The organism is Pseudomonas fluorescens (assembly GCF_900636825.1).
In the GTDB taxonomy this organism is placed as follows: domain Bacteria; phylum Pseudomonadota; class Gammaproteobacteria; order Pseudomonadales; family Pseudomonadaceae; genus Aquipseudomonas; species Aquipseudomonas fluorescens_BG.
In genome coordinates this window covers 5,046,544-5,069,395 of sequence record NZ_LR134318.1, presented here as the reverse complement: position 1 = coordinate 5,069,395, position 22,852 = coordinate 5,046,544, and the positions used below count along the sequence as shown (strand labels likewise).

Genomic DNA, 22,852 nt, shown 5'->3' with positions numbered 1-22,852 from the left:
GAGAGTTTGAGGCATGCGCAGATTCAATCGAGGCTTCACCCTGATCGAAATCATGATCGTAATTGCGATCATCGGGATCGTCATTACCATTGCCGCGCCAAGCTATACCGAGTACCTGAAAAAAGGTCGCCGTGCCGAAGTGGTGTCGTTGCTCTCCGAACAGGCGCAAACACTTGAGCGTTTCTACACCCGGAACAATGTCTACACCGGTGTCACCGGGCTCAGCTCGGGCAATGAGTTTTACACCATCACGCCGACTCTTGCGGACCAGACATTTTTGCTGACCGCGACTCGCAAAGCGGGCACGTCCATGGCCACTGACAAGTGCGGCGATTTCACCCTGACCAACACGGGTGTCAGAGGCATGTCCAACGCGACCACCGGCTTGACCCCCAAGGATTGCTGGGGCCGCTGAGGTGTGTTTCTTCGGGCGCCTTTTGCGCCCACTGTCTTTATTACGGTTGGATCAAGCATGAGCAGGCAACAGCAAGTGGTGATTGTCGGCGGCGGGGTGATTGGCCTGCTGACCGCCTACAATCTCGCATCCGAAGTGGGCAGCGTGGTGCTGCTCGATCGTTCGAATCTCGGCCAGGAATCATCCTGGGCGGGTGGCGGTATCGTTTCGCCGCTGTATCCGTGGCGTTATAGCCCGGCCGTCACGGCCCTGGCGCATTGGTCGCAGGATTTTTATCCACAGCTCGGCGCGCGTCTGTTTGCCGATACCGGAGTCGATCCGGAAGTGCACACCACCGGCCTGTACTGGCTGGATCTGGACGACGAAGCCGAGGCGCTGGCGTGGGCTGAACGGGAAAATCGCCCATTGCGCGCTGTGGATATCTCGGCGGCGCACGATGCTGTGCCTGTACTCGGTAGTGGTTTCACCCGCGCCATCTACATGGCCGACGTCGCCAATGTGCGTAACCCGCGTTTGGTGAAGTCGTTGAAAGCAGCGCTGTTGGCGCTGCCCAACGTGACCATTCATGAGCAGTGCGAAGTCAGCGGCTTTGTTCGCAAAGGTGAATGCGTGGTCGGCGTGCAGACGTCGGCGGGGGTGATCGAAGGTGATCAAGTGGTGCTGACGGCTGGTGCCTGGAGCGGTGATTTGCTCAAGACGCTGAACCTGGCGCTGCCGGTCGAGCCGGTCAAAGGCCAGATGATTCTGTACAAATGCGCAGCGGATTTCCTGCCGAGCATGGTGTTGGCCAAGGGGCGTTATGCGATTCCCCGTCGCGACGGGCATATTCTGATCGGCAGCACGCTGGAGCATGAAGGCTACGACAAGACGCCGACCGATGTGGCGCTGCAAAGCCTCAAGGCATCGGCGGTGGAATTGCTGCCCGCGCTGGCAGAAGCCGAAGTGGTGAAGCATTGGGCCGGATTGCGTCCAGGTTCGCCGGAAGGCATTCCTTACATTGGCCGGGTGCCGGGGTTTGATGGCTTATGGCTGAACTGCGGGCATTACCGCAATGGGCTGGTGTTGGCGCCGGCGTCGTGTCAGTTGTTTGCGGATGTGATGCTGGGCAGGGCGCCGATTATTGATCCGGCGCCGTATGCGCCTGAGGGCCGCATTTAAAGCAAGATCAAAAGATCGCAGCCTTCGGCAGCTCCTACATTGGAATACGTTTCCTGTAGGGCTACCGAAGGCTGCGATCTTTCAGGATTTAATCCTACTTTGGAATGCGTTTCCTTTAGGAGCTGCCGAAGGCTGCGATCTTTTAACGAGCTAATCCAATCCCAATTTCTTCAGCCGATAACGCATCGACCTGAATGAAAGACTCAACCGTTGCGCCGCTGCCGTGCGGTTCCAGCGGGTTTCTTCCAAGGCCTGCAAAATCAGTTTGCGCTCCACGCTCTCCAGATAATCCTCGAGATTATCGATCTGCGTCAGGTCGGCCAATGCGCCATCCGCCGAGCAATTCCCTTCGCTCAAGCGCAGATCCTGCGCTTCGATCGTGCGCTGTTCACACAAAGTGTGTGCACGTTCGAGGACATTCTCCAGTTCGCGTACGTTGCCGGGAAACCGGTAGTTCTTCAGCGCCTCCAGCGCCTGCGGATGCAGGCGCGCTTCGGGTTGGCCGCTGTCCCGGGCCAGACGTTTGAGTACGTGCGTGGCCAAAGCCTCGATGTCGTCGCGGCGCTCGCGCAGAGACGGCACGCGCAGCTCAATCACGTTCAAGCGGTAATACAGATCCTGGCGAAAGCGCTCGGCAGCCACTTCGGCGTCGAGATCCTTGTGTGTCGCACAAAGAACCCGCACATCGACGACGATTTCCTGTTGCCCACCAACGCTGCGAATGGCTTTTTCCTGAATCGCGCGAAGCAATTTCACCTGCATCGACAGCGGCAAGTCGGCCACTTCATCGAGGAACAACGTGCCGCCGTGCGCTGCCTGAAACAGTCCCGGTTTGTCCTCGACCGCGCCGGTGAAACTGCCTTTGCGGTGGCCGAAGAACTCGCTTTCCATCAGCTCCGACGGAATCGCCCCGCAGTTCACTGGTACGAATGGCTGGCCAGCGCGCGGGCCTTGCTCGTGGATCAGCCGCGCCACCAGCTCTTTACCGCTGCCGGATTCACCGCTGATGTAGACCGGCGCCTGACTGCGGGCGAGTTTGTCGATCTGCTTGCGCAGATTGCGCATCGGCGCCGAGTCACCGAGCAAGCGCCGATCAATTAATGTGCACACGCCGCCGGCTGCCGGCATGCGCAGGGCCGCGCTGACCAGTTCGCGCAGGCGTGTAAGGTCGACCGGTTTGGTGAGGAAATCGAACGCCCCGGCTTTAAGCGCATTGATCGCGGTTTCCAGACTGCCGTACGCGGTGATCATCGCCACCGGCAGTTGTGGATAACGCTGCTGAATGTGTTGCACCAGCTCAAGTCCCGTGCCGTCGGGCAGACGCATGTCGGTCAGGCACAAGTCGAATGGTTCGCGGTGCAGCAGCGCCTGGGCTTCGGCCAGATTGCGCGCGCTATGAGTGTCAAGTTTCATCCGGCCTAAAGTGATTTCCAGGAGTTCGCGGATGTCGGGCTCGTCGTCGACGATGAGGATTTTTTGCCGTGGGCTCGTGTTCAACTTTGTTTCCGTCCGTGAGCAAAGGTGATGCGAAAGCAGCCGCCGCCTTGGCGTGGTTTGAAGTCTAGGCGCGCTTGGTTGCTTTCGCACAGCTCACGGGACAGATAAAGCCCAAGACCTGTGCCTTGGCTGCTGGTGGTGAAGAACGGTTCAAAAAGATGCGGCTGTTCATCGACAGGCACGCCGGGGCCGTTGTCCTGCACTTCGAGCACCGCCAACTGGCTGTCGGGGTCGACGAACATGGCCAGCCAGACTTCGGCTTGATCGTGCAGCAGGGCGCTGTGACGCCAGCCGTTGCGTAAGAGATTGTCGAGAATTTGCGTGAGCTGGTTGGGGTCCATCAGCGTCGTGAAGTCTCCCGAATTGATCCGCAGGTGAATCCGTTGGCGCTCGCTGGCCTGCTCGCGGGCTTCGGCAACGAAGTTTTCCAGCCACGGCTTGAGGTCCAGGCGTTGTGGAGCGCTTTGCTGGCGGCGGGACAGTTGCAGGACGTTTTCGATGACTCGGTTCATGCGCTTGGAGTGGTCTTGAATAATCTGCGTCAGACGCCGATCAGCGCTATCGAGTTCCTCGGATTCGCCGAGCAGCTGCGCGGCATGACTGATGGCGCCGAGCGGATTGCGGATCTCGTGGGAAATCCCCGCCGTCAGCCGACCAAGCGCGGCGAGCTTGAGTTGTTGCGCCTGCTGGGCGATTTGCGCGAGATCCTCGAGAAACACCAGGGTTTGCTGATTCGGGCTCTGTTCGAGCGCGATGAAGTTCGGCTGCAATTCCAGGCCGTTACCGGGAATTTTCAGGCTTTGCGGGCGCAGGGTAGGGTTGTTCATCCACATTGTCAGGCGGTCGACCAGGGCCGGGAAATAGTCGTCGATAACGTGCCCCTGCAGATGCGTTTGCGCGAGCAGGGACTCGGCACTGTGGTTGGCCAATTGCACCCGACGCTCCGCATCAAGCACCAGAATACCGGTGCGCATGCGTTGCAGGATCAAGGCATTGAGCGCTTCAAGCCCGACGACTTCACTGGCGCGTTGCTCGGCCAGCGTCTCGCTGGCCTCAAGGCGCCTGATCAGCCCTTGCACCAGCAGCGACGCGGCAAAGCACAACGCGCCGAGGGTGCCGGCCTGCAGGTAATCGTTGGCGCTCAGGGGATGGCTGAAACTCAGCAGGAAACTCAGCCCGACAATACCGAGGGCGCCGATTGCCGCGATCAGCAGACCGATACGCCGACGCAGTAATGTGTTGCTGATCGCTACCGAGACAATCAGCAGGTTGCCGAGGGCACTAGCCACACCACCCGCCGCATAGAACAGGCCGCACAGCAACAGAACATCGACGAGGGCCAGGCTGAACAGCTGGCCCGGTTTGCGCGTGTTCTCAAGAAACACCGCCAGCAAAATGTTGAGGACGAGATACAGCCAACTGCCGCCGCGTAACAGGTCGTCGTTGGCCGACGTCAGCAGGCGGTTGTCCATGTTGCTGGAAATCAGCAACACCAGGGTGATGCCGACACTTAAGCGATAGAGATGATAAAGGCGCAACAGACGCTGCGCCTGTTTGCGGTCGGCGTTGGCGGCCTCAGCGACCACTGGCGCCCGGGCCTTGCTCAAGATGAGCCTGGCTGCAATACCACTGTTGTTGGTTGCCCAGCGCGCGGTCGCGCGGCAGGTGCACGCCGCAATGGGCGCAGCGCACCATGGGCGGCGCGTCCTGTTCGCGCGGCGATTGTGCAGAAGAAGCGGGGGCCTTGAATTTGCGCCAGAGCCAGATGGCGGCGAAGATCAGGGCAATCCAGAACAGTAAACGAAGCATGATGGGCGGCTTTTCGATTGATAATCCGGCAGTTTAGCCAAGGAGCCGATCAGCGCACAGCCAATTAAAACGCGGCAATGAAAAAGGGAGATCCGCAGATCTCCCTTTTATGTGTATCCGGTGTGATCAGTCGAACACGCCGAAGGTCATGTAGCTGAACCAGGAACGGTCAGTGTCAGCGGATTCCGGCTCCGGCTCTTCGATCACGTCGCCGTTTTCGTCTTTAGGCTTCAGCTCGTTCGGGATCGCGTCTTTGGCATCCTGGAACTGCTTCTGCACGTCCTGGTTGGCGCGGGTCTCGCCCGGCGGCAACGGTGGACGCGATTCGATCAGGCCCAAAGTCGCCTTGCTCAGGAACGAACGGTTGTCGGCTTCGGCAACCCGTGGCACGAACTGGCCGTCCTGCAGGCTCGGATGGTTCGGATAGTTGAGCTTCAGGGTTTCGAGACTGGTGGCCGCCAGATCGTCGAGGTGCAGACGCTGATAGGCTTCGGTCATTACCGCCAGGCCGTCACCGACCGATGGGGTTTCCTGGAAGTTTTCGACGACGTAACGGCCACGGTTGGCAGCGGCTACATAGGCCTGACGGGTCAGGTAGTAGTCAGCGACGTGGATTTCGTAGGCGGCCAGCAGGTTGCGCAGGTAGATCATGCGCTGCTTGGCGTCCGGCGCGTAGCGGCTGTTCGGGTAGCGGCTGGTCAGCTGGGCGAACTCGTTGTACGAGTCGCGGGCAGCGCCCGGGTCACGCTTGGTCATGTCCAGCGGCAGGAAGCGCGCCAGCAGGCCGACGTCCTGGTCGAAAGAAGTCAGACCTTTGAGGTAGTACGCGTAATCCACGTTCGGATGCTGCGGATGCAAACGAATGAAACGCTCGGCGGCAGACTTTGCAGCTTCCGGCTCGGCGTTCTTGTAGTTGGCGTAGATCAACTCCAGCTGTGCCTGATCGGCGTAGCGACCGAACGGATAACGCGACTCCAGTGCCTTCAGCTTGGCTGTGGCGCTGGTGTAGCTGTTGTTGTCCAGGTCAGTCTGAGCCTGCTGATACAGCTCGGCTTCGCTGAGGTTTTCGTCTACGACTTCCTTCGATGAGCAAGCAGCGGTCAATGCGAGGATGGCGATCAGCAGCAGGTGTTTCACTTGCATGGCGGCTTGCGTCCCTATGACGGCCGCTGTCTTGGGCGGGGCCGTCCTGTTATGATGAGCGCCCCGTTGAAAAGCCTCGGGGCAAAAGACGCCGTATTTAACCACAAGCGCGCAGCCGAAACCAAAGGCTGTGCCGACGCCCAGTCCGAGCATGTCCGATAAAATAGAACTTCGCGCAGAGGTGCCGTCCGAATTGGGCGGCCAACGCCTCGATCAAGTCGCCGCCCAACTCTTCGCTGAGCACTCACGCTCGCGCCTTTCCGCCTGGATCAAAGAAGGTCGCCTGACTGTGGACGGGGCGGTCATCCGCCCGCGCGACATCGTGCATGGCGGGGCCATCCTTGAGCTGACTGCCGAGCAGGAAGCCCAGGGCGAGTGGATCGCCCAGGATATCGAGCTCGACATCGTCTACGAAGACGACGACATCCTGGTGATCAACAAGCCTGCGGGCCTGGTGGTGCATCCGGCTGCCGGCCACGCCGATGGCACATTGCTCAACGCCTTGCTGCACCACGTGCCGGACATCATCAATGTCCCGCGCGCCGGTATCGTGCATCGTCTGGACAAGGACACCACCGGTCTGATGGTGGTGGCCAAGACCATTCAGGCGCAGACCAAGCTGGTTACTCAATTGCAGAGTCGCAGCGTCAGCCGCATCTATGAGTGCATCGTGATTGGTGTGGTCACGGCCGGTGGCAAGATCAACGCGCCGATCGGTCGTCACGGCCAGCAGCGCCAGCGCATGGCGGTGATGGAAGGCGGCAAGCCTGCGGTCAGTCACTACCGCGTGCTGGAGCGTTTCCGTTCCCACACCCATGTGCGGGTGAAACTGGAAACCGGTCGGACTCACCAGATCCGTGTGCACATGTCGCACATTAACTTCCCGTTGGTCGGCGACCCGGCATACGGCGGTCGGTTCCGCATCCCGCCTGCTGCGAACCCGACGATGGTCGAGTCGCTCAAGCACTTCCCGCGTCAGGCCCTGCACGCGCGTTTCCTGGAGCTGGATCATCCGACGACGGGTGTGCGGATGAGCTGGGAATCGCCGCTGCCGGAAGATTTCGTCTGGCTGCTGACTCTGCTCAAGCAGGATCGCGAGGCTTTCGTCGGATGAACTGGCTGACGCCGGACTGGCCTGCGCCGGCCAGCGTCAAAGCCTGCGTCACTACCCGCGAGGGCGGTGTCAGCGAGGCGCCGTTCGACAGCCTTAATCTGGGCGATCATGTCGATGATCGTCCGGAAGCCGTTGCCGAAAACCGTCGACGCCTCACCGATCACTTCTCCATACAGCCTGCCTGGTTACAGCAAGTGCACGGGATTGCCGTCGCTCACGCTGATCCGGGCGTTGTTGCTACAGCAGATGCCAGCTGGACGGCAACGCCCGGTATTGCCTGCGCGGCGATGACCGCGGATTGTTTGCCGGCCTTGTTCTGCAATCGTGCGGGCACGCGCATAGCGGCGGCCCATGCTGGCTGGCGTGGGCTGGCGGCGGGTGTGCTGGAAGCTACCCTCGATACGTTGGATGTACCGGCAGAAGACATTCTGGTCTGGCTCGGCCCGGCCATCGGCCCGAAAGCCTTTGAAGTCGGCCTGGAAGTGCGGGAAGTCTTCATCAATCAATTGCCTGAAGCAGCCAAAGCCTTTGTACCGAGCACCAATGCCGGCAAGTTCATGGCGGACATCTATATGCTGGCGCGCCTGCGTCTGGCAGTCCGTGGTGTCACCGCTGTTTATGGTGGCGGTTTCTGCACCGTGACCGATCCGCGCTTCTTCTCCTATCGCCGTGCTTCACGCACTGGTCGCTTCGCCTCCCTGGTCTGGCTCACCCGCTAGACTTGCCTGACTTGAATCAACCCTCTGACGCTTGAATCCTGCAGAATCGACCGCATCTATAGGGGTATCTGGCAGGTTTCTTTATTCAGGACGGTTTCTTGGGTCCGGCCTGCTCAAAAGGAAGGTGACTTATGCGAATAGACCGTTTAACCAGCAAATTACAGTTGGCCTTGTCCGATGCCCAATCGTTGGCAGTCGGCCACGACCATCCGGCGATTGAGCCGGCGCACTTGATGCAAGCCATGCTTGAGCAGCAGGGTGGTTCGATCAAACCTCTGCTGATGCAGGTGGGCTTCGACGTCAACAGCTTGCGCAAAGAGCTGACCAAAGAGCTCGACCAATTACCGAAGATCCAGAACCCGACCGGCGACGTGAACATGTCGCAGGATCTGGCGCGTCTGCTCAATCAGGCTGACCGTCTGGCCCAGCAAAAGGGCGATCAGTTCATTTCCAGCGAACTGGTGCTGCTTGCCGCGATGGACGAGAACAGCAAGCTTGGTAAGTTGCTGCTCGGCCAGGGCGTGAGCAAGAAAGCCCTGGAAAATGCGATCAACAACCTGCGTGGCGGCGAAGCAGTCAATGACGCCAACCACGAAGAGTCGCGTCAGGCACTGGACAAGTACACCGTCGACCTGACCAAGCGCGCAGAAGATGGCAAGCTTGATCCGGTGATCGGCCGTGATGACGAAATTCGTCGCACCATTCAGGTTCTGCAACGCCGCACCAAGAACAACCCGGTGCTGATTGGCGAACCTGGTGTGGGTAAAACCGCGATCGCCGAGGGTCTGGCCCAGCGCATCATCAACGGCGAAGTGCCGGACGGCCTCAAAGGCAAACGTCTGCTCTCGCTGGACATGGGCGCGCTGATCGCCGGTGCGAAGTATCGCGGTGAGTTCGAAGAGCGCCTGAAATCGCTGCTCAATGAACTGTCGAAGCAGGAAGGGCAGATCATTCTGTTCATCGACGAGTTGCACACCATGGTCGGCGCCGGTAAAGGCGAAGGCTCGATGGATGCCGGCAACATGCTCAAACCGGCGCTGGCGCGCGGCGAGTTGCACTGTGTCGGCGCGACCACGCTCAACGAATATCGCCAATATATAGAGAAGGACGCGGCGCTCGAGCGACGCTTCCAGAAAGTCCTTGTGGACGAGCCGAGCGAAGAAGACACCATCGCTATCCTGCGGGGCCTCAAAGAGCGTTACGAGGTTCACCACAAGGTGGCGATCACTGACGGCGCGATCATCGCGGCGGCCAAGCTCAGCCACCGCTACATCACCGACCGTCAGCTGCCGGACAAGGCCATCGACCTGATCGACGAGGCCGCCAGCCGCATCCGCATGGAGATCGACTCCAAGCCGGAAGTGCTCGATCGTCTGGAACGTCGCCTGATCCAACTGAAAGTGGAATCCCAGGCGCTGAAGAAAGAAAGCGACGACGCGGCGAAGAAACGTCTGGAAAAGCTCCAGGAAGAAATCGAGCGTCACGAGCGTGAGTATTCCGATCTGGAAGAAATCTGGAACTCGGAAAAAGCCGAGGTGCAGGGTTCTGCGCAGATTCAGCAGAAGATCGAACAGTCGCGTCAGGAACTGGAAGCGGCGCGGCGCAAAGGTGATCTGAACCGCATGGCTGAATTGCAGTACGGCGTGATCCCGGATCTGGAACGCAGCCTGCAGATGGTCGACCAGCACGGCAAGAGCGAAAACCAGTTGCTGCGCAGCAAGGTCACCGAGGAAGAGATCGCCGAAGTCGTGTCGAAATGGACCGGCATTCCAGTATCGAAAATGCTCGAAGGCGAGCGCGACAAGCTGATGAAAATGGAAAGCCTGTTGCACAAACGGGTCATCGGCCAGGAAGAAGCGGTCGTGGCTGTGGCCAACGCGGTGCGACGTTCTCGCGCCGGGTTGTCCGATCCGAATCGTCCGAGCGGCTCGTTCATGTTCCTCGGCCCGACCGGTGTCGGTAAAACCGAGCTGTGCAAGGCGCTGGCTGAATTCCTCTTCGATACCGAAGAGGCGATGGTACGGATCGACATGTCCGAGTTCATGGAAAAACATTCTGTGGCTCGTCTGATCGGTGCGCCACCGGGATATGTCGGTTACGAGGAGGGCGGTTACCTGACCGAAGCGGTGCGGCGCAAGCCTTACTCGGTGATCCTCATGGACGAAGTCGAAAAGGCGCACCCGGATGTGTTCAACATTCTGTTGCAAGTGCTTGAGGATGGTCGCCTGACCGACAGCCATGGCCGTACGGTGGACTTCCGCAACACCGTGATCGTCATGACGTCAAACCTCGGCTCCGTGCAGATTCAGGAGCTGGTCGGTGATCGTGAAGCGCAGCGTGCTGCGGTGATGGATGCGCTGACGTCGCACTTCCGTCCGGAGTTCATCAACCGGGTCGACGAAGTGGTGATCTTCGAGCCTTTGGCGCGGGATCAGATTGCAGGCATTACCGAGATCCAGTTGGGCCGCCTGCGCAGCCGTCTGGCCGAGCGCGAGCTGAAGCTGGAATTGAGCCCGGAGGCGATGGACAAGCTGATCGCGGTTGGTTACGACCCGGTGTATGGCGCGCGTCCGTTGAAACGTGCGATTCAACGCTGGATCGAAAACCCGCTGGCGCAGCTGATTCTTTCTGGCCACTTCATGCCAGGCGCTACTGCGACCGGCAAGGTCGAGAACGACGAAATCGTTTTCAACTAAGCCAAATCGTCAGTGAAAAAAGCGAGGCCCCACATTGTGGGGCCTTTTTTTTCGTTAGGCTGTTGAACTCAAAGGAAAAGGCTTGTAAAGTGCGCCCCGCAGTCAGTCACCGGCAGCGTTTCAATCCACTGGGTTGAAAACTGAAATAAGTTGCAAATCATTAATTTGAAAGCAATTTAGGGGGTTGACAGGGGTGTTCTAGGTTGTAGAATAGCGCGCCTCAGACACACGAACGCAGCGATGCGAACGAGTGACTAGATGCAACAAGTTTCACCGTTGTAAATTGAAATATGTAGTTCCGTGATAGCTCAGTCGGTAGAGCAAATGACTGTTAATCATTGGGTCCCAGGTTCGAGTCCTGGTCACGGAGCCAATTTCAAACCGGGGTATAGCGCAGTCCGGTAGCGCGCCTGCTTTGGGAGCAGGATGTCAGGAGTTCGAATCCCCTTACCCCGACCATTTTTGGGTCGTTAGCTCAGTTGGTAGAGCAGTTGGCTTTTAACCAATTGGTCGTAGGTTCGAATCCCACACGACCCACCATTTTTGAAACCAGTTAACGCTGGGATCGAATCTTAAGATCAGACGCCAAAAGCGCTGATCGAAGAAGGCGATCTTTGAAAGGTCGCCTTTTTTTTACCGGGGTATAGCGCAGTCCGGTAGCGCGCCTGCTTTGGGAGCAGGATGTCAGGAGTTCGAATCCCCTTACCCCGACCATATTAAAAATCCTCGTATCGAAAGATACGGGGATTTTTTTTGTCCGTCGAAAAGACGAATCTCTTCAAGTCATCATACAACCTGCCGACAGCCCGCTAATACGAGGGGACTGCCACTGCGTCGCCCTTTGAATCTGCCAATACAAGAATAAGGGCGTTCGTCATGTTGCTTCGTCAGTTGAATATTGCTCCTCGGGCGGCCTTGGGGTTCGCCTTGATTGCGGTGCTGGTCGCGCTGCTTGGCGTGTTTGCATTGGGGCAAATGTCCAGCATTCGCGACAGTGAGGTGGCGGTGGAGAATCGCTGGTTGCCGAGCATTCGCGGAGGCGACGAGATTCGCGAACTGATGTTGCGCATCCGCACGATTTCCCTGCGCATGGCGCTGGATCAGGATCCGGCCAACATCGCCACGTACCGCGGCCAGATGGACACCCGAGACAAGGAACTTAGCGAGAAGATCGCCGCCTACGACACGCTGGTCGACACCGCGGAAGGTCAGCAGCTGTATGACCAGTTCAAGAAAACCTTTGCCGCCTATCGCACCGGCATCGCGCAGTCGTTCACACTCGCTGAGCAAGGCAAGCGTGACGAGCTGACCAAACTGTTGCTGATCGACATGAAAACCGTGGTCGACGGCTCCGGCAAGCAACTCAACGATCTGGCCGATCTGTTCGCCCGTCAGGTCGCTGCTGAAAGCGAAAAATCCGCCGCCCATTACGCCACGTCGCGCACTATCGTCAGCCTGTTCATTGCTTTGGCAGCGCTGGCGACAGTGGCGCTGGCGATGTTGCTCACTCGCAGCATTGTGCGCCCGCTGAGCAACGCATTGAGCGCCGCCGAGAGCGTGGCCCGGGGCGACCTGACCCGACCGATCGAAACCCATGGCAACGACGAAGTCAGCCGCTTGTTGAAAGCCTTGGCGACCATGCAGCAGAACCTGCGCGAAACCCTGCAAGGCATCAGCTGCTCGGCAACGCAACTGGCCACCGCCGCCGACGAGCTGAGCGCCGTCACCGTCGACAGCACTCAAGGCCTGCAGCAGCAAAACGACGAAATCGAACAAGCCGCCACCGCTGTGAATGAAATGACCGCTGCGGTGGAGGAAGTCGCCCGTAATGCGGTATCGACCTCCGATGCCACTCGCCAATCCAGTCAGTCCGCGCAACTGGGTCAGGAGCGCGTCAGCGAAACGGCCAGCGCGATCAATGCGCTGGCGAGCGATGTGCAGCACACCGGTGATCTTGTGCAATCGCTGGCGAATCAGTCGCAGGACATTGGCAAAGTGCTTGATGTGATCCGCGCCATCGCCGAGCAAACCAACCTGTTGGCGCTCAATGCGGCCATCGAAGCAGCGCGCGCCGGTGAAAGCGGGCGAGGTTTTGCGGTGGTGGCCGATGAGGTGCGGGCGTTGGCGTATCGCACGCAGCAATCGACCCAGGAGATCGAGCAAATGGTGCAGGGCATGCGCAGCGGGTCGAGCCTGGCGCTGGATTCAATGCAAGCCAGCGCTTCGCGTGCGGCCAGCACCTTGATCCTGGCTGAGCGCGCCGGTGAAGCGTTGGTGACCATCACGGCGTCGGTGCATGAGATTCATGAGCGCAATCTGGTGATCGCCAGCGCCGCCGAAGAACAGGCGCAAGTGGCGCGGGAAGTGGATCGCAATCTGGTGAACATCCGCGACCTCTCGGTGCGTTCCGCTGCGGGGGCGGATCAGACCAGCGCGTCGAGTCACGAACTGTCGCAACTGGCCAATGCGCTGCAAGGCATGGTGCGACGCTTCCAGCTGTAATCGACAGCCCATAAAAAGCCCCGCGCGATGCGGGGCTTGGAATAAAGATCAAAGGTGGGAGCGAGCCTGCTCGCGAATGCGCTGGATCTGCGAGCAGCACGAAAACATGTGGGAGCCGCGCTTGCCCGCGATAGCGGTGGGTCAGGCAATAGAAATATCAACTGACCCGGCGCCATCGCCGGCAAGCCAGCTCCCACAGATGCTGGCTTTAGTGCAATTTCAGGCGCGGCTCGGTGCCGCGGCCAATCTTGCTGCCGAGCATCAGCATTGCCGTGCGGAACGGTCCGTACAGCGCCATCTGGTGCATGCGGTACAGCGACACGTAAAACATCCGCGCCAGCCAGCCTTCCAGCATCACGCTGCCGGTGAGGTTGCCCATCAAATTACCCACCGCTGAAAAACGCGACAGCGAAATCAGCGAACCGTAATCGGTGTACTTGTACTCCGGCAGTGTCTTGCCTTCGATGCGCAGTTTCAGCGATTTGGCCAGCAGCGAAGCTTGCTGATGCGCCGCTTGTGCGCGCGGCGGCACGTTGCGATCCGTGCCCGGCTGCGGGCAGGCGGCGCAATCGCCGAAGGCGAAGATGTTCTCGTCGCGAGTGGTTTGCAGGGTCGGCAGCACTTGCAGCTGATTGATGCGGTTGGTTTCCAGCCCGTCGATGTCCTTGAGGAAACCCGGGGCGCGAATCCCGGCCGCCCAGACCTTCAGGCTGGCTTTGATTTCATTGCCATCGGCGGTAATCAGGCTGTCAGCCGTCACTTCGCTGACCGACGCATTGGTCATCACATTGACCCCGAGTTTTTCCAGGGTCTTGTGTACCGGCCCGCCGATGCGTTCCGGCAGGGCAGGCAACACCCGGGGGCCGGCTTCGATCAGGGTGATATGCATGTTTTCCGGCTTGATCCGGTCGAGGCCGTACGCCGCCAGTTCATGCGCCGCGTTGTGCAGTTCTGCAGCCAGCTCGACGCCAGTGGCTCCGGCGCCGACGATAGCCACGCTGATCTGCTCGACCACATCGGTTTGCCCGGCGTGCGCGCGCAGGTAGTGGTTGAGCAGTTGCTGGTGGAAGCGCTCGGCCTGTTTGCGCGTATCGAGGAATAGGCAGTGTTGCGCCGCGCCTTGGGTGCCGAAATCGTTGGTGGTGCTGCCGACGCTGATTACCAGCGAGTCGTAAGCCACTTCGCGCGCCGGCACCAGTTCTACGCCATTTTCGTCGTAGGTGGCGGCCAGCTGGATTTTCTTCTGTGCGCGATCGAGCCCGCTCATGCGCCCGAGCTGGAACTCGAAGTGGTTCCATTTCGCTTGGGCGACATAGTTGAGTTCGTCTTCGGAAGAGTTCAGAGAACCGGCAGCCACTTCGTGCAGCAGCGGTTTCCAGATGTGCGTCAGGTTCGCGTCGACCAGCATGACGCTGGCCGTGCCGCGTTTGCCCAGAGTCTTACCCAGACGGGTAGCCAACTCCAGACCGCCGGCGCCGCCGCCGACAATGACAATACGATGAGACATAGGGATAACTCGCAAGGTTTTTAAAGGAAATCGGTGCGGTTACCCGAGCGAGCGCCAGGCTGCTCATAGCGTCAGGTAACTGATAAATCGGCTCAACAGGCCAAGACCAATGGTCACTGCCAACACCAGCACCAGGAGCATCCACGGCCGGAATGGCCGGCGCTCGACACGGTGTTGGGACAGTTGCAGGTACTCTTCGACATGCTTTTGGTCTTCGGGGTTCAGGCGGCTGGTCATATTTGCCTCGTCAGGTAGACGTAACTGAATGGTCAGAAGCTACAGCGGTTTTCAGCCGGGGTTGAACGCAGCATAGCCGCTGTCCGGAACCGGTTCGACGCTCAGGCTATCGTCGAGGCGAATGATGCCGCTTTGCAGCACCCGCGCGGTGAGTCCGCCATGTCCGCGCACCGCTTGAAAAGTGCCGGGGCCGAGGTTGTTCTGCAGGCGTGCACAGGGCTGACACCAGCCGGTGGTTTCGAGTATCGCCTGACCAATGCGAAAGCGCCGCCCCTTCAGGCTAAACAAATTGATTCCGCTTATAACGAGATTGCGCCGCAGATCTTCAGGTCTGATCGGTTGATCCTCGGGGCGGCCCATCAATGCCCTGATCACCGCCAGATGTTCCCACTGGATCAGCGTCACCTGCCGCGCATTGCGCACGCCGGGGCGGGCGTGGTCGCCGGTGAGCCCGGCCTCGAGTCGAGCCTCTACGGCATCCAGTTCGAGCATCGGCCCTCGGGACTGCGGGCGCACGCCAATCCAGCGCACACGGCCAGTCTGCGGGACATCGGCGATCAGTTGCTGCAGCGGCGTCACAGGCTGATCCCGACATCGAAGACGATGCTGCGGCCAAGGTTGCTGCGCAGGAAATCCGGGGCATCCGGGTGGGCGAACAATACGCGGGCGAACGTCGGCCCGACCAGCGACAGCGAGCGCCAGCCTTGACGCAGGTATTCGGTAGGTGGCGGAAAGTGGCTGTTCAGATCGAGTACCTCGCGCTTGAGACTGGCGAAAGCGATGATGTCCAGCTCGCCCAGATCCATGCCGCGCTCCTGGTAGTTGTGGGCTTTCTTGCGCAGGGTCGGCGCCAGGCGCACCAGAAATTCGTTGGCCGGGATGCGTTTGGGTTTGGCTTCGCGGCGCACCAATTGACTGAGGGAAAATGCGCTGCGCCGACGCTGCAACTCGTCACGCCATTCATCGTTGAGCCTGCGGCCTTCATCGAGGACGAAAAACACTTCGAAATTGGCATCGCGAAACAACACGTCCGGTGGCTCGCCCGCCGGTGCGAACTCATCGACACGGTAGGGTATGTTGAGACCTTGCAGCAGGCGTTGGCAAACCCAACGCTCACGCTCCCATTTGCGGGCATTGGACAAGAACGCGTTGGCCTGCTCGGCCGCGATGGTCAGCAGGCGTAAGTAATCTGAGTCATCCATATGCCCAAGCTTAGCGTTCAAATGCGACAAGCAGAAAGCTTTGCATTGGCCGAATATAACCGACACGCAATTGCGCCCTTGTAGGAGCTGCCGAAGGCTGCGATCTTTTGCTTTCATGAAACGAGATCAAAAGATCGCAGCCTTCGGCAGCTCCTACAGAGGACGTGTCGTGGCAAAGGTGAAGGGTCATGATTGGAGCTGAACTGCTGTCCTCGGCAAGCCTGACGCTCGGCTGGCTGATTTATCTGCCGGTGCTGCTCTGGGCGGTCATGCGTGCGCCATGGGTTGAGCTGTTCAGCGACAGACGCCGCCAGCATCTGCTGTTCGGTACGGTATTCGCGTTGTTTCTGCTGTGGCTGGTACGACGGGATTTCGATACAGGCGTGTCGTATCACTTCATCGGCATGACGGCGGTAACGCTGTTGCTCGACTGGCCATTGGCGATTGTCGGCGGGCTGGTGGCGCAAATGGGCCTGGTGCTGTTGGGGCGCCAGGATCTGGCAGCGCTCGGGGTCAACGGTTCGTTATTGATCCTGTTACCGGTGCTCATCACCGAGGGTGTGGCGATCCTCGTCGAGCGTGCGCAGCCGCGAAATCCTTTCGTATACATCTTTTGTTCCGGTTTCTTCGCCGCCGCGCTTGCCGGCCTTTCATGCCTGATTCTGAGCCTGACGCTGCTGTGGTACGACGGCCTCTTCGCCATGCCGGAATGGCTGGAGGATTTCGTCGGTTATCTTTGGCTGCTGCTGTTTCCCGAGGCGTTCATCAACGGCATGGTCGTCAGTGCCTTCGTGGTGTTCTGCCCGGAATGGCTCGAGACCTTCAACCGCACGCGCTACCTTTCGGCACCGTGGAAGGATGACGATCCCAAGCCTTGATCGACTTCACACCTGCGTGGTTCGCGCGGCAATCAGTGACGCGGATCGAAATCGCCGGAAAACAGCTCGTCTTCAGCGTCCGGTGCGACCGGGATCTTGTGTTCCTCTGATGCCCAGGCGCCGAGATCGATCAGTTTGCAGCGGTCGGAGCAGAACGGCCGGAATTTGTTCGCTGGGGTGAATTCGACGGGTGCGCCGCAGGTTGGGCATTCAACGGTTGGAATCTGGCTCATGCTTGGCCTCCGGTTAAAGTCAGGTAAAAGTGATGCAGACGCTCGACCTCGCTGTGCAGCCAGGCGAGGTCGCGGTCGTTGACGATTACATCGTCAGCACGGCTCACGCGATCTTCGCGGCTGGATTGCGCTTTGAGGATCGCCTGCACCTGTTGTTCGCTGGTCTGGTCGCGCTGCAAGGTGCGTTCGATCTGCAGCTGTTGCGGCGCGTCGATCACCAGAATGCGCCGGGTCATCGCGTATTGACCGGACTCGATCAGCAGCGGCGAAACCAGAATCGCGTAAGGCGATTTTGCCAGCGCCAGGTGGTGAGCGATTTCCTCGCCGATCAACGGATGCAGCAACGCTTCGAGCCAGCGGCGTTGTTCCGGCACCTCGAAGATCAGCTTGCGCAGCGCCGCGCGATCGAGTGTGCCGTCGGCCTGCAGCACGTCAGCGCCGAAATGTTCGGTAATCTTCGCCAGTGCCGGTCGGCCCGGTTCGACCACCCAGCGCGCCGCATGATCGGCGTCCACCACATGCACACCGAGGTCGATGAAATGCTGGGCCGCCGCGCTTTTGCCGCTGCCAATGCCGCCGGTCAGGCCGAGAATCCAGGGTTTTTCCACAGGGGTATTCATTTCAAACCGACAAACTGCCAATAGAAGTCGGTTATTTGACCACCCCAGAGCAAGGCAATCCAGCCGGCAATTGCCAGATAGGGGCCGAAAGGGATTGGCGTCGAGGTTTCCTGTCTGCGCAAACGCAGGACAATCACGCCGATGACCGCCCCCACCAATGACGAAAGCAGAATGGTCAGCGGCAGAATCTGCCAACCGCCCCACGCGCCGAGCAGCGCCAACAGCTTGAAGTCGCCGTGCCCGATGCCGTCCTTGCCAGTGAGCACTTTGAACAGCCAGAACACCGTCCACAGCGCCATGTAGCCGGCGACCGCGCCCCAGAGTGCATCGTGCAAGGGCACGAACAACCCGAAGCTGTTGACGATCAGTCCCAGCCACAACAAGGGCAGCACCAGGACGTCGGGCAGCAACTGATGCTCGGTGTCGATCAGGCTCATTGCGAGCAAGCCCCACGTCAGCAAGATCAGCATGCAGGCGGGCCAGCCGACACCCAAGTGCCAGGCAATGAAGGCCGAGAGCAACCCGCACGCCAGTTCAGTCAGTGGATAACGTTTGCTGATCGGCGCCTGGCACGCTGAGCAGCGCCCACCCAGCCACAGGTAACTGAGCAGCGGAATGTTTTCCCACGGACGAATCCGGTATTCACAGTGCGGACACTGGGAGTGCGGCAGCAGCAGATTGTACGTCGGTTGCGGTGTTTCGACGGGCAGGCCAAGAACATCGCGCGCTTGCTGACGCCAATCGCGTTCGAGCATTTTCGGCAAGCGCCAGATCAGCACATTGAGAAAGCTGCCGACCACCAGACCCAGTAACAGCGCGGTGAAAACGAAGGCCAGCGGATAGATCGCAAACAGTTCGTCGATAGGCATGTCAGATCGCTGAGCCGAGTTGGAAAATCGGCAGGTACATCGCCACGACCAATCCGCCGACGATTACCCCCAGCACAACCATGATGAACGGCTCCATGAGGCTGGTGAGGTTGTCGACCATGTTATCCACTTCTTCCTCATAGAAACCAGCGACCTTGTCGAGCATATCGTCCAGTGCACCGGACTCTTCGCCGATCGCGGTCATTTGCACCGCCATGTTCGGAAAGACGCCGGTGCTGCGCATTGAAAAGTTCAGCTGCATGCCTGTGGATACATCCTGGCGAACACGCAGCACGGCGCGTTTGAAAACCACGTTGCCGGTGGCGCCGGCCACCGAGTCGAGCGCTTCGACCAGCGGCACGCCGGCGGCGAACGTCGTCGACAGGGTGCGGGCGAAGCGCGCCACGGCGGATTTGTACATCAGGGTGCCGACCAAGGGCAGTTTCAGCAGCCAGGTGTCGCGGCGGTCGCGCAAGGCCTGGGATTTTTTCAGTGCATGACGAGTGCCGAAAATTGCCACCGCCAGCACGCCGAGCAGCGCCAGCCACCAATCCTGCATGAAGTGCGACAGGCTGATGACCATCAAGGTGAACGCGGGTAACTCGGCACCGAAGCCGGAAAAAACCGATTGGAACTGCGGCACCACTTTGACCAGCAGAATCCCGGTCACCACGGCCGCCACCAGGATCACGGCGGTAGGGTAGGTCATGGCTTTCTTGATCTTGGCCTTGAGCCGTTCGCTTTTTTCCTTGTAGGTCGCGACCCGTTCCAGCAGCGTATCGAGGGCGCCGGACTGCTCGCCGGCATCGACCAGGTTGCAATACAATTCGTCGAAATATTGCGGCTTCTTGCGCAGTGCCGCGGCGAAGCTGTTACCGGCGGCCACTTCCTGTTTCACCTCGTCCACCAGCTTGCGCATGGCCGGGTTATCGAAGCCTTCACCGATGATGTCGAACGACTGCAACAGCGGCACGCCAGCCTTCATCATCGTCGCCATTTGCCGGGTGAACAGGGCGATGTCTTGCGCCTTGATGCGTTTGCCCAAGGTCAGCAACGACGCGGATTTCTTGCGCACCTTACCGGGGTTGATTCCCTGTTTGCGTAGCTGCGCCTTGACCAGTGCGGGATTGACGCCGCTGAGTTCGCCGCTGATTTTGCTGCCTTTCCTGTCCGTGCCTTCCCAGGCGTAGACGTTCATTTTCGCTGCCTTGACCGCCATGTTCAGTCCTTGGTAACCCGATTGATTTCTTCAAGGCTGGTAATGCCTTGCATGGCTTTGTGCAGCCCGGCGGTGCGCAGATCGTCGAAACCGTCGCGGCGCATCTGCGTGTCGATTTCCAGTGAATTGCCTTCGGCCATGATCAGCCGTTGCAGCGCCTGAGTGTTTTTCACCACTTCATAGATACCTACGCGTCCTTTGTATCCGCCGTTGCAGTGATCGCAGCCGACCGGTTCGTAGATCGTGAAACTGCCGATGCGTTCCTCAGGGAAGCCTTCGCGGGTCAGCGTGTCGTGCGGAATCTCGATGGGCTTTTTGCAATGGCTGCAGAGCTTGCGCGCCAGTCGCTGCGCAATGATCAGGCTGACCGAAGTGGCAATGTTGAAACCGGGAATGCCCATGTTGTGCAGGCGCGTAAGGGTTTCCGCCGCGCTGTTGGTGTGCAGGGTGGAGAGTACGAGGTGACCGGTCTGCGCCGCTTTGATGGCGATCTCGGCGGTTTCCAGGTCACGAATCTCGCCAACCATGATCACGTCCGGGTCCTGTCGCAGAAACGAGCGCAGGGCCTGGGCGAAGTCGAGGCCTTGGCGGGGATTGACGTTGACCTGGTTGATGCCCTCCATATTGATTTCCACCGGGTCTTCGGCGGTAGAAATATTGATGTCGACGGTGTTGAGAATATTCAGCCCGGTGTACAGCGACACCGTCTTGCCAGAGCCGGTGGGGCCAGTGACCAGAATCATTCCCTGGGGTTGTTTGAGCGCGGCCAGATACAGGGCTTTTTGCTCCGGCTCGTAACCCAAGGCATCGATACCCATCTGCGCACTCGACGGGTCGAGAATCCGGATCACCACTTTCTCACCCCACAGAGTCGGCAAGGTGTTGACGCGGAAATCGATCGACTTGCTTTTCGACAGACGCATCTTGATCCGGCCGTCCTGCGGCTTGCGGCGCTCCGAGATATCGAGGCTGGCCATGACTTTCAGGCGCGCGGCGATGCGTCCGGCCAACTGGATCGGCGGCTTGGCCACCTCGCGCAACATGCCATCGGTGCGCATCCGGACCCGGTAGTTTTTTTCGTACGGTTCGAAGTGCAGGTCGGACGAGCCGCTTTTGATCGCGTCCAGCAACATCTTGTGGACGAAGCGCACCACCGGCGCATCGTCGGCGTCGAGGCCACCGATAGCGTCCTGTTTGCTGTCGTCGATGGATTCGACATCGAGGCCGTCGAGGTCGACATCGGCCATGTCCTCGAGACCGCTGGCGTGGGTGTCGAAGAATTTTTCGATGGCATCGGTGAGCTTGTCGTCTTCCACCAGAATGGCTTCGGTGCTTAGCCCGGTGCTGAACTGGATGTCATTGATCGCCTGATGATTGCTCGGGTCGGAAATGCCGACGAACAGCTTGTTGCCGCGCCGCCACAAGGGCAGGGCGTGATGCTGGCGCACAAGCTTTTCGCTGACCAGGCCTTTGGGCTGGGTCTCTTTGTCCAGACATTGAAGGTCAAGAAAGGCCATGCCGAAATGCTCCGAAGCGATTTCGGCGACCTGCCAGCCTTTCACCAGTTTGTTTTGCACCAGATAGCTGACCAGCGACTGGCGACTGCGTTGAGCCTGCTGCCAGGCTTGCTGGGCGCTTTTTTCCGTGAGCAGTTCGGCCTGCACCAATTGCTTGGCCAGACCGCTCAGAGCGATGTCATTCATGGGGATTCCGCACGCTTGCCGTTCATGACTTATAGCCTAGTCAAGTCACAGCGCCAAACACGGACGGTGCAGGTGACAAAAAGTGTCAGATAGTGCGGTTAGAGGTTGTAGGAAATGGCGCAGCAAGGGGATGGCGCCTAGTGATTGGGGCTGCGAGGCGTTGGCATGGGCTATGCTGCGTCCCATGCAGATCATGAGATTTTCACTCATGCATGGAGCGTGTCTATGAAAAAACAACAAGGTTTTACGCTGATCGAATTGCTGATCGTAGTAGCGATCATCGGGATTCTGGCGACCATTGCCCTGCCGCAGTATTCGAAATATCAGGCTCGAGCGAAAGTTACCGCTGGGATTGCCGAGGCCTCGGCACTCAAGGTCAACTTTGAAGATGTGATCAATGCCGGATCGACTGATCCAAGCATTACCAATGTGAACGCCGGGGTAGCAGCAACTCAGAACTGCACCTTGGCCGCATCCGGAAAAATCGCAGATGGGACTGGCACTATCACCTGCACGCTGCTCAACGCTCCAGCACCTGTCCTGGGCCAAACAATAACGCTTACTCGCAGTGCCACAGCTGGCTGGGGGTGCAAGTTCTCCGGCTCGAAGGACTATTCGACCACGAGTTGCCCTGGCGTCTGAACCACGCTCGCTACCTAAAAATGCCCCGCATTGCGGGGCATTTTTCATTGCGCAGCAGTTCGCAAAAGCTTCAATAATTTCAGCACCTTAGGAACTTTCCTAAATACCGCAACTTGCATGCGGTTTGAGCGCAAGTCATGCATTTTGCATGAAAATGAAAATTTGCTGTTTTCATAACTCATTGTTTTATATGGGAATTATGCGTTTCGAGAAGTTGGCACAGCGTTCGCAACTACCTTGGTAACCCTGCTGAAGAGCAATCCAGCAGACTTTCCAGAAAAACAGGAGTTACTCGTATGAAGAAGTTCGCTATCACTGCCGCTGCTACCGCTCTGACCCTGACCATGGCTGGTGGCGCTTTCGCCCAGACCACTCAGGCTACCCAGTCGCCAATGGTTCTGGCAGCCGGTGAAGTAACCGAAATGAAACAAGACACCAGCGATACCTGGATCACCACCAAGGTCAAAACTGACCTGGTCACCGAAAAAGGCATCCCAGGCACTGACATCAAAGTAGAAACCAATAAAGGCGTTGTGTCCTTGTCCTCTACTGTTGCAGTGACCGAGTCGCAAAAAGACATGGCTGTAGCTATCGCCAAGAAAATCAAAGGCGTTAAAGCAGTCTCCGCTGACGGCCTGAAAGCCGAGTAAGCCAAGACTTCTCGCCTGGACCGGGAGAAGATGCGACAG

Annotated in this window: 22 protein-coding genes and 4 tRNA genes; 13 read left to right on the top strand and 13 right to left on the bottom strand. The window is 59.1% G+C overall.

Annotated features, from left to right (window positions below):
- The first annotated feature begins 13 nt into the window (after nt 1–13).
- Together EL257_RS23080 and thiO are read left to right on the top strand one after the other, a co-directional pair.
- Nucleotides 14–415, top strand: a complete 402-nt coding sequence (locus EL257_RS23080; protein WP_126366499.1) for a type IV pilin protein — start codon at nt 14–16, stop codon at nt 413–415.
- Nucleotides 416–472: 57 nt separating this feature from the next.
- Entirely contained in the window at nt 473–1,573 is a 1,101-nt protein-coding gene (gene thiO, locus EL257_RS23075) for a glycine oxidase ThiO (protein ID WP_126366497.1), read from the top strand.
- 150 nt (nt 1,574–1,723) lie between these two features.
- Here thiO and EL257_RS23070 read toward each other — a convergent pair whose 3' ends face one another.
- The 4 genes from EL257_RS23070 to EL257_RS23055 all read right to left on the bottom strand — a co-directional run bounded on the left by EL257_RS23070 (nt 1,724) and on the right by EL257_RS23055 (nt 6,022).
- On the bottom strand, nt 1,724–3,070 hold the full coding sequence (locus tag EL257_RS23070; protein ID WP_126366495.1) for a sigma-54-dependent transcriptional regulator: 1,347 nt from the start codon (nt 3,068–3,070) through the stop codon (nt 1,724–1,726).
- Nucleotides 3,067–4,656 carry a sensor histidine kinase gene (locus tag EL257_RS23065; protein WP_126368242.1) on the bottom strand — a complete coding sequence of 530 codons (1,590 nt, stop codon included), beginning with the start codon at nt 4,654–4,656 and terminating at the stop codon, nt 3,067–3,069. Before EL257_RS23065 ends, EL257_RS23070 begins: the two co-directional genes overlap by 4 nt.
- Nucleotides 4,646–4,879, bottom strand: a complete 234-nt coding sequence (locus EL257_RS23060) for a PP0621 family protein (protein ID WP_126366493.1) — start codon at nt 4,877–4,879, stop codon at nt 4,646–4,648. Before EL257_RS23060 ends, EL257_RS23065 begins: the two co-directional genes overlap by 11 nt.
- Before the next feature lie 126 nt (nt 4,880–5,005).
- Complete coding sequence (locus EL257_RS23055; RefSeq protein WP_126366491.1) at nt 5,006–6,022, bottom strand: outer membrane protein assembly factor BamD; 1,017 nt, start codon at nt 6,020–6,022, stop codon at nt 5,006–5,008.
- Nucleotides 6,023–6,173: 151 nt separating this feature from the next.
- Between EL257_RS23055 and rluD the strand changes: the two genes are divergently transcribed.
- From rluD to EL257_RS23015, 8 genes are all read left to right on the top strand, one after another.
- Nucleotides 6,174–7,136: a 23S rRNA pseudouridine(1911/1915/1917) synthase RluD gene (rluD, locus tag EL257_RS23050; RefSeq protein WP_007909858.1), complete on the top strand. Its 963-nt coding sequence runs from the start codon at nt 6,174–6,176 to the stop codon at nt 7,134–7,136.
- Nucleotides 7,133–7,855: a peptidoglycan editing factor PgeF gene (pgeF, locus tag EL257_RS23045; protein WP_126366489.1), complete on the top strand. Its 723-nt coding sequence runs from the start codon at nt 7,133–7,135 to the stop codon at nt 7,853–7,855. Before rluD ends, pgeF begins: the two co-directional genes overlap by 4 nt.
- Before the next feature lie 131 nt (nt 7,856–7,986).
- Nucleotides 7,987–10,551, top strand: a complete 2,565-nt coding sequence (clpB, locus tag EL257_RS23040) for an ATP-dependent chaperone ClpB (protein WP_126366487.1) — start codon at nt 7,987–7,989, stop codon at nt 10,549–10,551.
- A 297-nt stretch (nt 10,552–10,848) separates the two neighbouring features.
- Nucleotides 10,849–10,924, top strand: a tRNA-Asn gene (locus tag EL257_RS23035).
- A gap of 9 nt (nt 10,925–10,933) precedes the next feature.
- Nucleotides 10,934–11,010: transfer RNA gene (locus EL257_RS23030), tRNA-Pro, on the top strand.
- A 5-nt stretch (nt 11,011–11,015) separates the two neighbouring features.
- Nucleotides 11,016–11,091: transfer RNA gene (locus tag EL257_RS23025), tRNA-Lys, on the top strand.
- Between the two features lie 97 nt (nt 11,092–11,188).
- A tRNA-Pro gene (locus EL257_RS23020) sits at nt 11,189–11,265 on the top strand.
- A 162-nt stretch (nt 11,266–11,427) separates the two neighbouring features.
- On the top strand, nt 11,428–13,053 hold the full coding sequence (locus EL257_RS23015; protein ID WP_126366485.1) for a methyl-accepting chemotaxis protein: 1,626 nt from the start codon (nt 11,428–11,430) through the stop codon (nt 13,051–13,053).
- A 208-nt stretch (nt 13,054–13,261) separates the two neighbouring features.
- Here EL257_RS23015 and EL257_RS23010 read toward each other — a convergent pair whose 3' ends face one another.
- The 4 genes from EL257_RS23010 to EL257_RS22995 form a co-directional block, all read right to left on the bottom strand.
- Nucleotides 13,262–14,560, bottom strand: coding sequence for an NAD(P)/FAD-dependent oxidoreductase (locus EL257_RS23010; RefSeq protein WP_100847187.1), 1,299 nt, complete (start codon nt 14,558–14,560; stop codon nt 13,262–13,264).
- A 63-nt stretch (nt 14,561–14,623) separates the two neighbouring features.
- Nucleotides 14,624–14,797 (bottom strand): DUF3094 domain-containing protein, encoded by a 174-nt coding sequence (locus EL257_RS23005; protein ID WP_007909875.1) that lies wholly within the window; start codon nt 14,795–14,797, stop codon nt 14,624–14,626.
- A 51-nt stretch (nt 14,798–14,848) separates the two neighbouring features.
- A complete protein-coding gene (locus tag EL257_RS23000; RefSeq protein WP_126366483.1) occupies nt 14,849–15,376 on the bottom strand; it encodes an MOSC domain-containing protein in 528 nt (175 codons plus the stop codon).
- Nucleotides 15,373–15,999: a DUF1780 domain-containing protein gene (locus tag EL257_RS22995; RefSeq protein ID WP_126366481.1), complete on the bottom strand. Its 627-nt coding sequence runs from the start codon at nt 15,997–15,999 to the stop codon at nt 15,373–15,375. The genes EL257_RS23000 and EL257_RS22995 overlap by 4 nt, the downstream gene beginning before the upstream one ends.
- A gap of 188 nt (nt 16,000–16,187) precedes the next feature.
- On the opposite strand from EL257_RS22995, the gene EL257_RS22985 reads away from it, so the two are divergent.
- The gene (locus tag EL257_RS22985) at nt 16,188–16,877 is read left to right on the top strand and encodes an energy-coupling factor ABC transporter permease (protein ID WP_126366479.1); all 690 of its coding nucleotides are present in this window, start codon (nt 16,188–16,190) and stop codon (nt 16,875–16,877) included.
- Between the two features lie 32 nt (nt 16,878–16,909).
- Here EL257_RS22985 and yacG read toward each other — a convergent pair whose 3' ends face one another.
- The 5 genes from yacG to pilB are packed head-to-tail and all read right to left on the bottom strand — an operon-like array spanning nt 16,910 to nt 21,521.
- Nucleotides 16,910–17,110 (bottom strand): DNA gyrase inhibitor YacG, encoded by a 201-nt coding sequence (yacG, locus tag EL257_RS22980; protein WP_016773149.1) that lies wholly within the window; start codon nt 17,108–17,110, stop codon nt 16,910–16,912.
- Nucleotides 17,107–17,730 carry a dephospho-CoA kinase gene (coaE, locus tag EL257_RS22975; protein WP_126366477.1) on the bottom strand — a complete coding sequence of 208 codons (624 nt, stop codon included), beginning with the start codon at nt 17,728–17,730 and terminating at the stop codon, nt 17,107–17,109. The genes yacG and coaE overlap by 4 nt, the downstream gene beginning before the upstream one ends.
- Nucleotides 17,727–18,599 (bottom strand): prepilin peptidase, encoded by an 873-nt coding sequence (locus tag EL257_RS22970; protein WP_126366475.1) that lies wholly within the window; start codon nt 18,597–18,599, stop codon nt 17,727–17,729. The genes coaE and EL257_RS22970 overlap by 4 nt, the downstream gene beginning before the upstream one ends.
- 1 nt (nt 18,600) lies before the next feature.
- Nucleotides 18,601–19,818, bottom strand: coding sequence for a type II secretion system F family protein (locus EL257_RS22965; RefSeq protein WP_126366473.1), 1,218 nt, complete (start codon nt 19,816–19,818; stop codon nt 18,601–18,603).
- Nucleotides 19,819–19,820: 2 nt separating this feature from the next.
- Nucleotides 19,821–21,521, bottom strand: a complete 1,701-nt coding sequence (gene pilB, locus EL257_RS22960) for a type IV-A pilus assembly ATPase PilB (protein ID WP_126366471.1) — start codon at nt 21,519–21,521, stop codon at nt 19,821–19,823.
- Between the two features lie 225 nt (nt 21,522–21,746).
- Here pilB and EL257_RS22955 point away from each other — a divergent pair, with 225 nt between their 5' ends.
- The gene (locus EL257_RS22955; protein ID WP_126366469.1) at nt 21,747–22,163 is read left to right on the top strand and encodes a pilin; all 417 of its coding nucleotides are present in this window, start codon (nt 21,747–21,749) and stop codon (nt 22,161–22,163) included.
- A 296-nt stretch (nt 22,164–22,459) separates the two neighbouring features.
- Complete coding sequence (locus tag EL257_RS22950; RefSeq protein WP_126366467.1) at nt 22,460–22,813, top strand: BON domain-containing protein; 354 nt, start codon at nt 22,460–22,462, stop codon at nt 22,811–22,813.
- Nucleotides 22,814–22,852 lie beyond the last annotated feature (39 nt).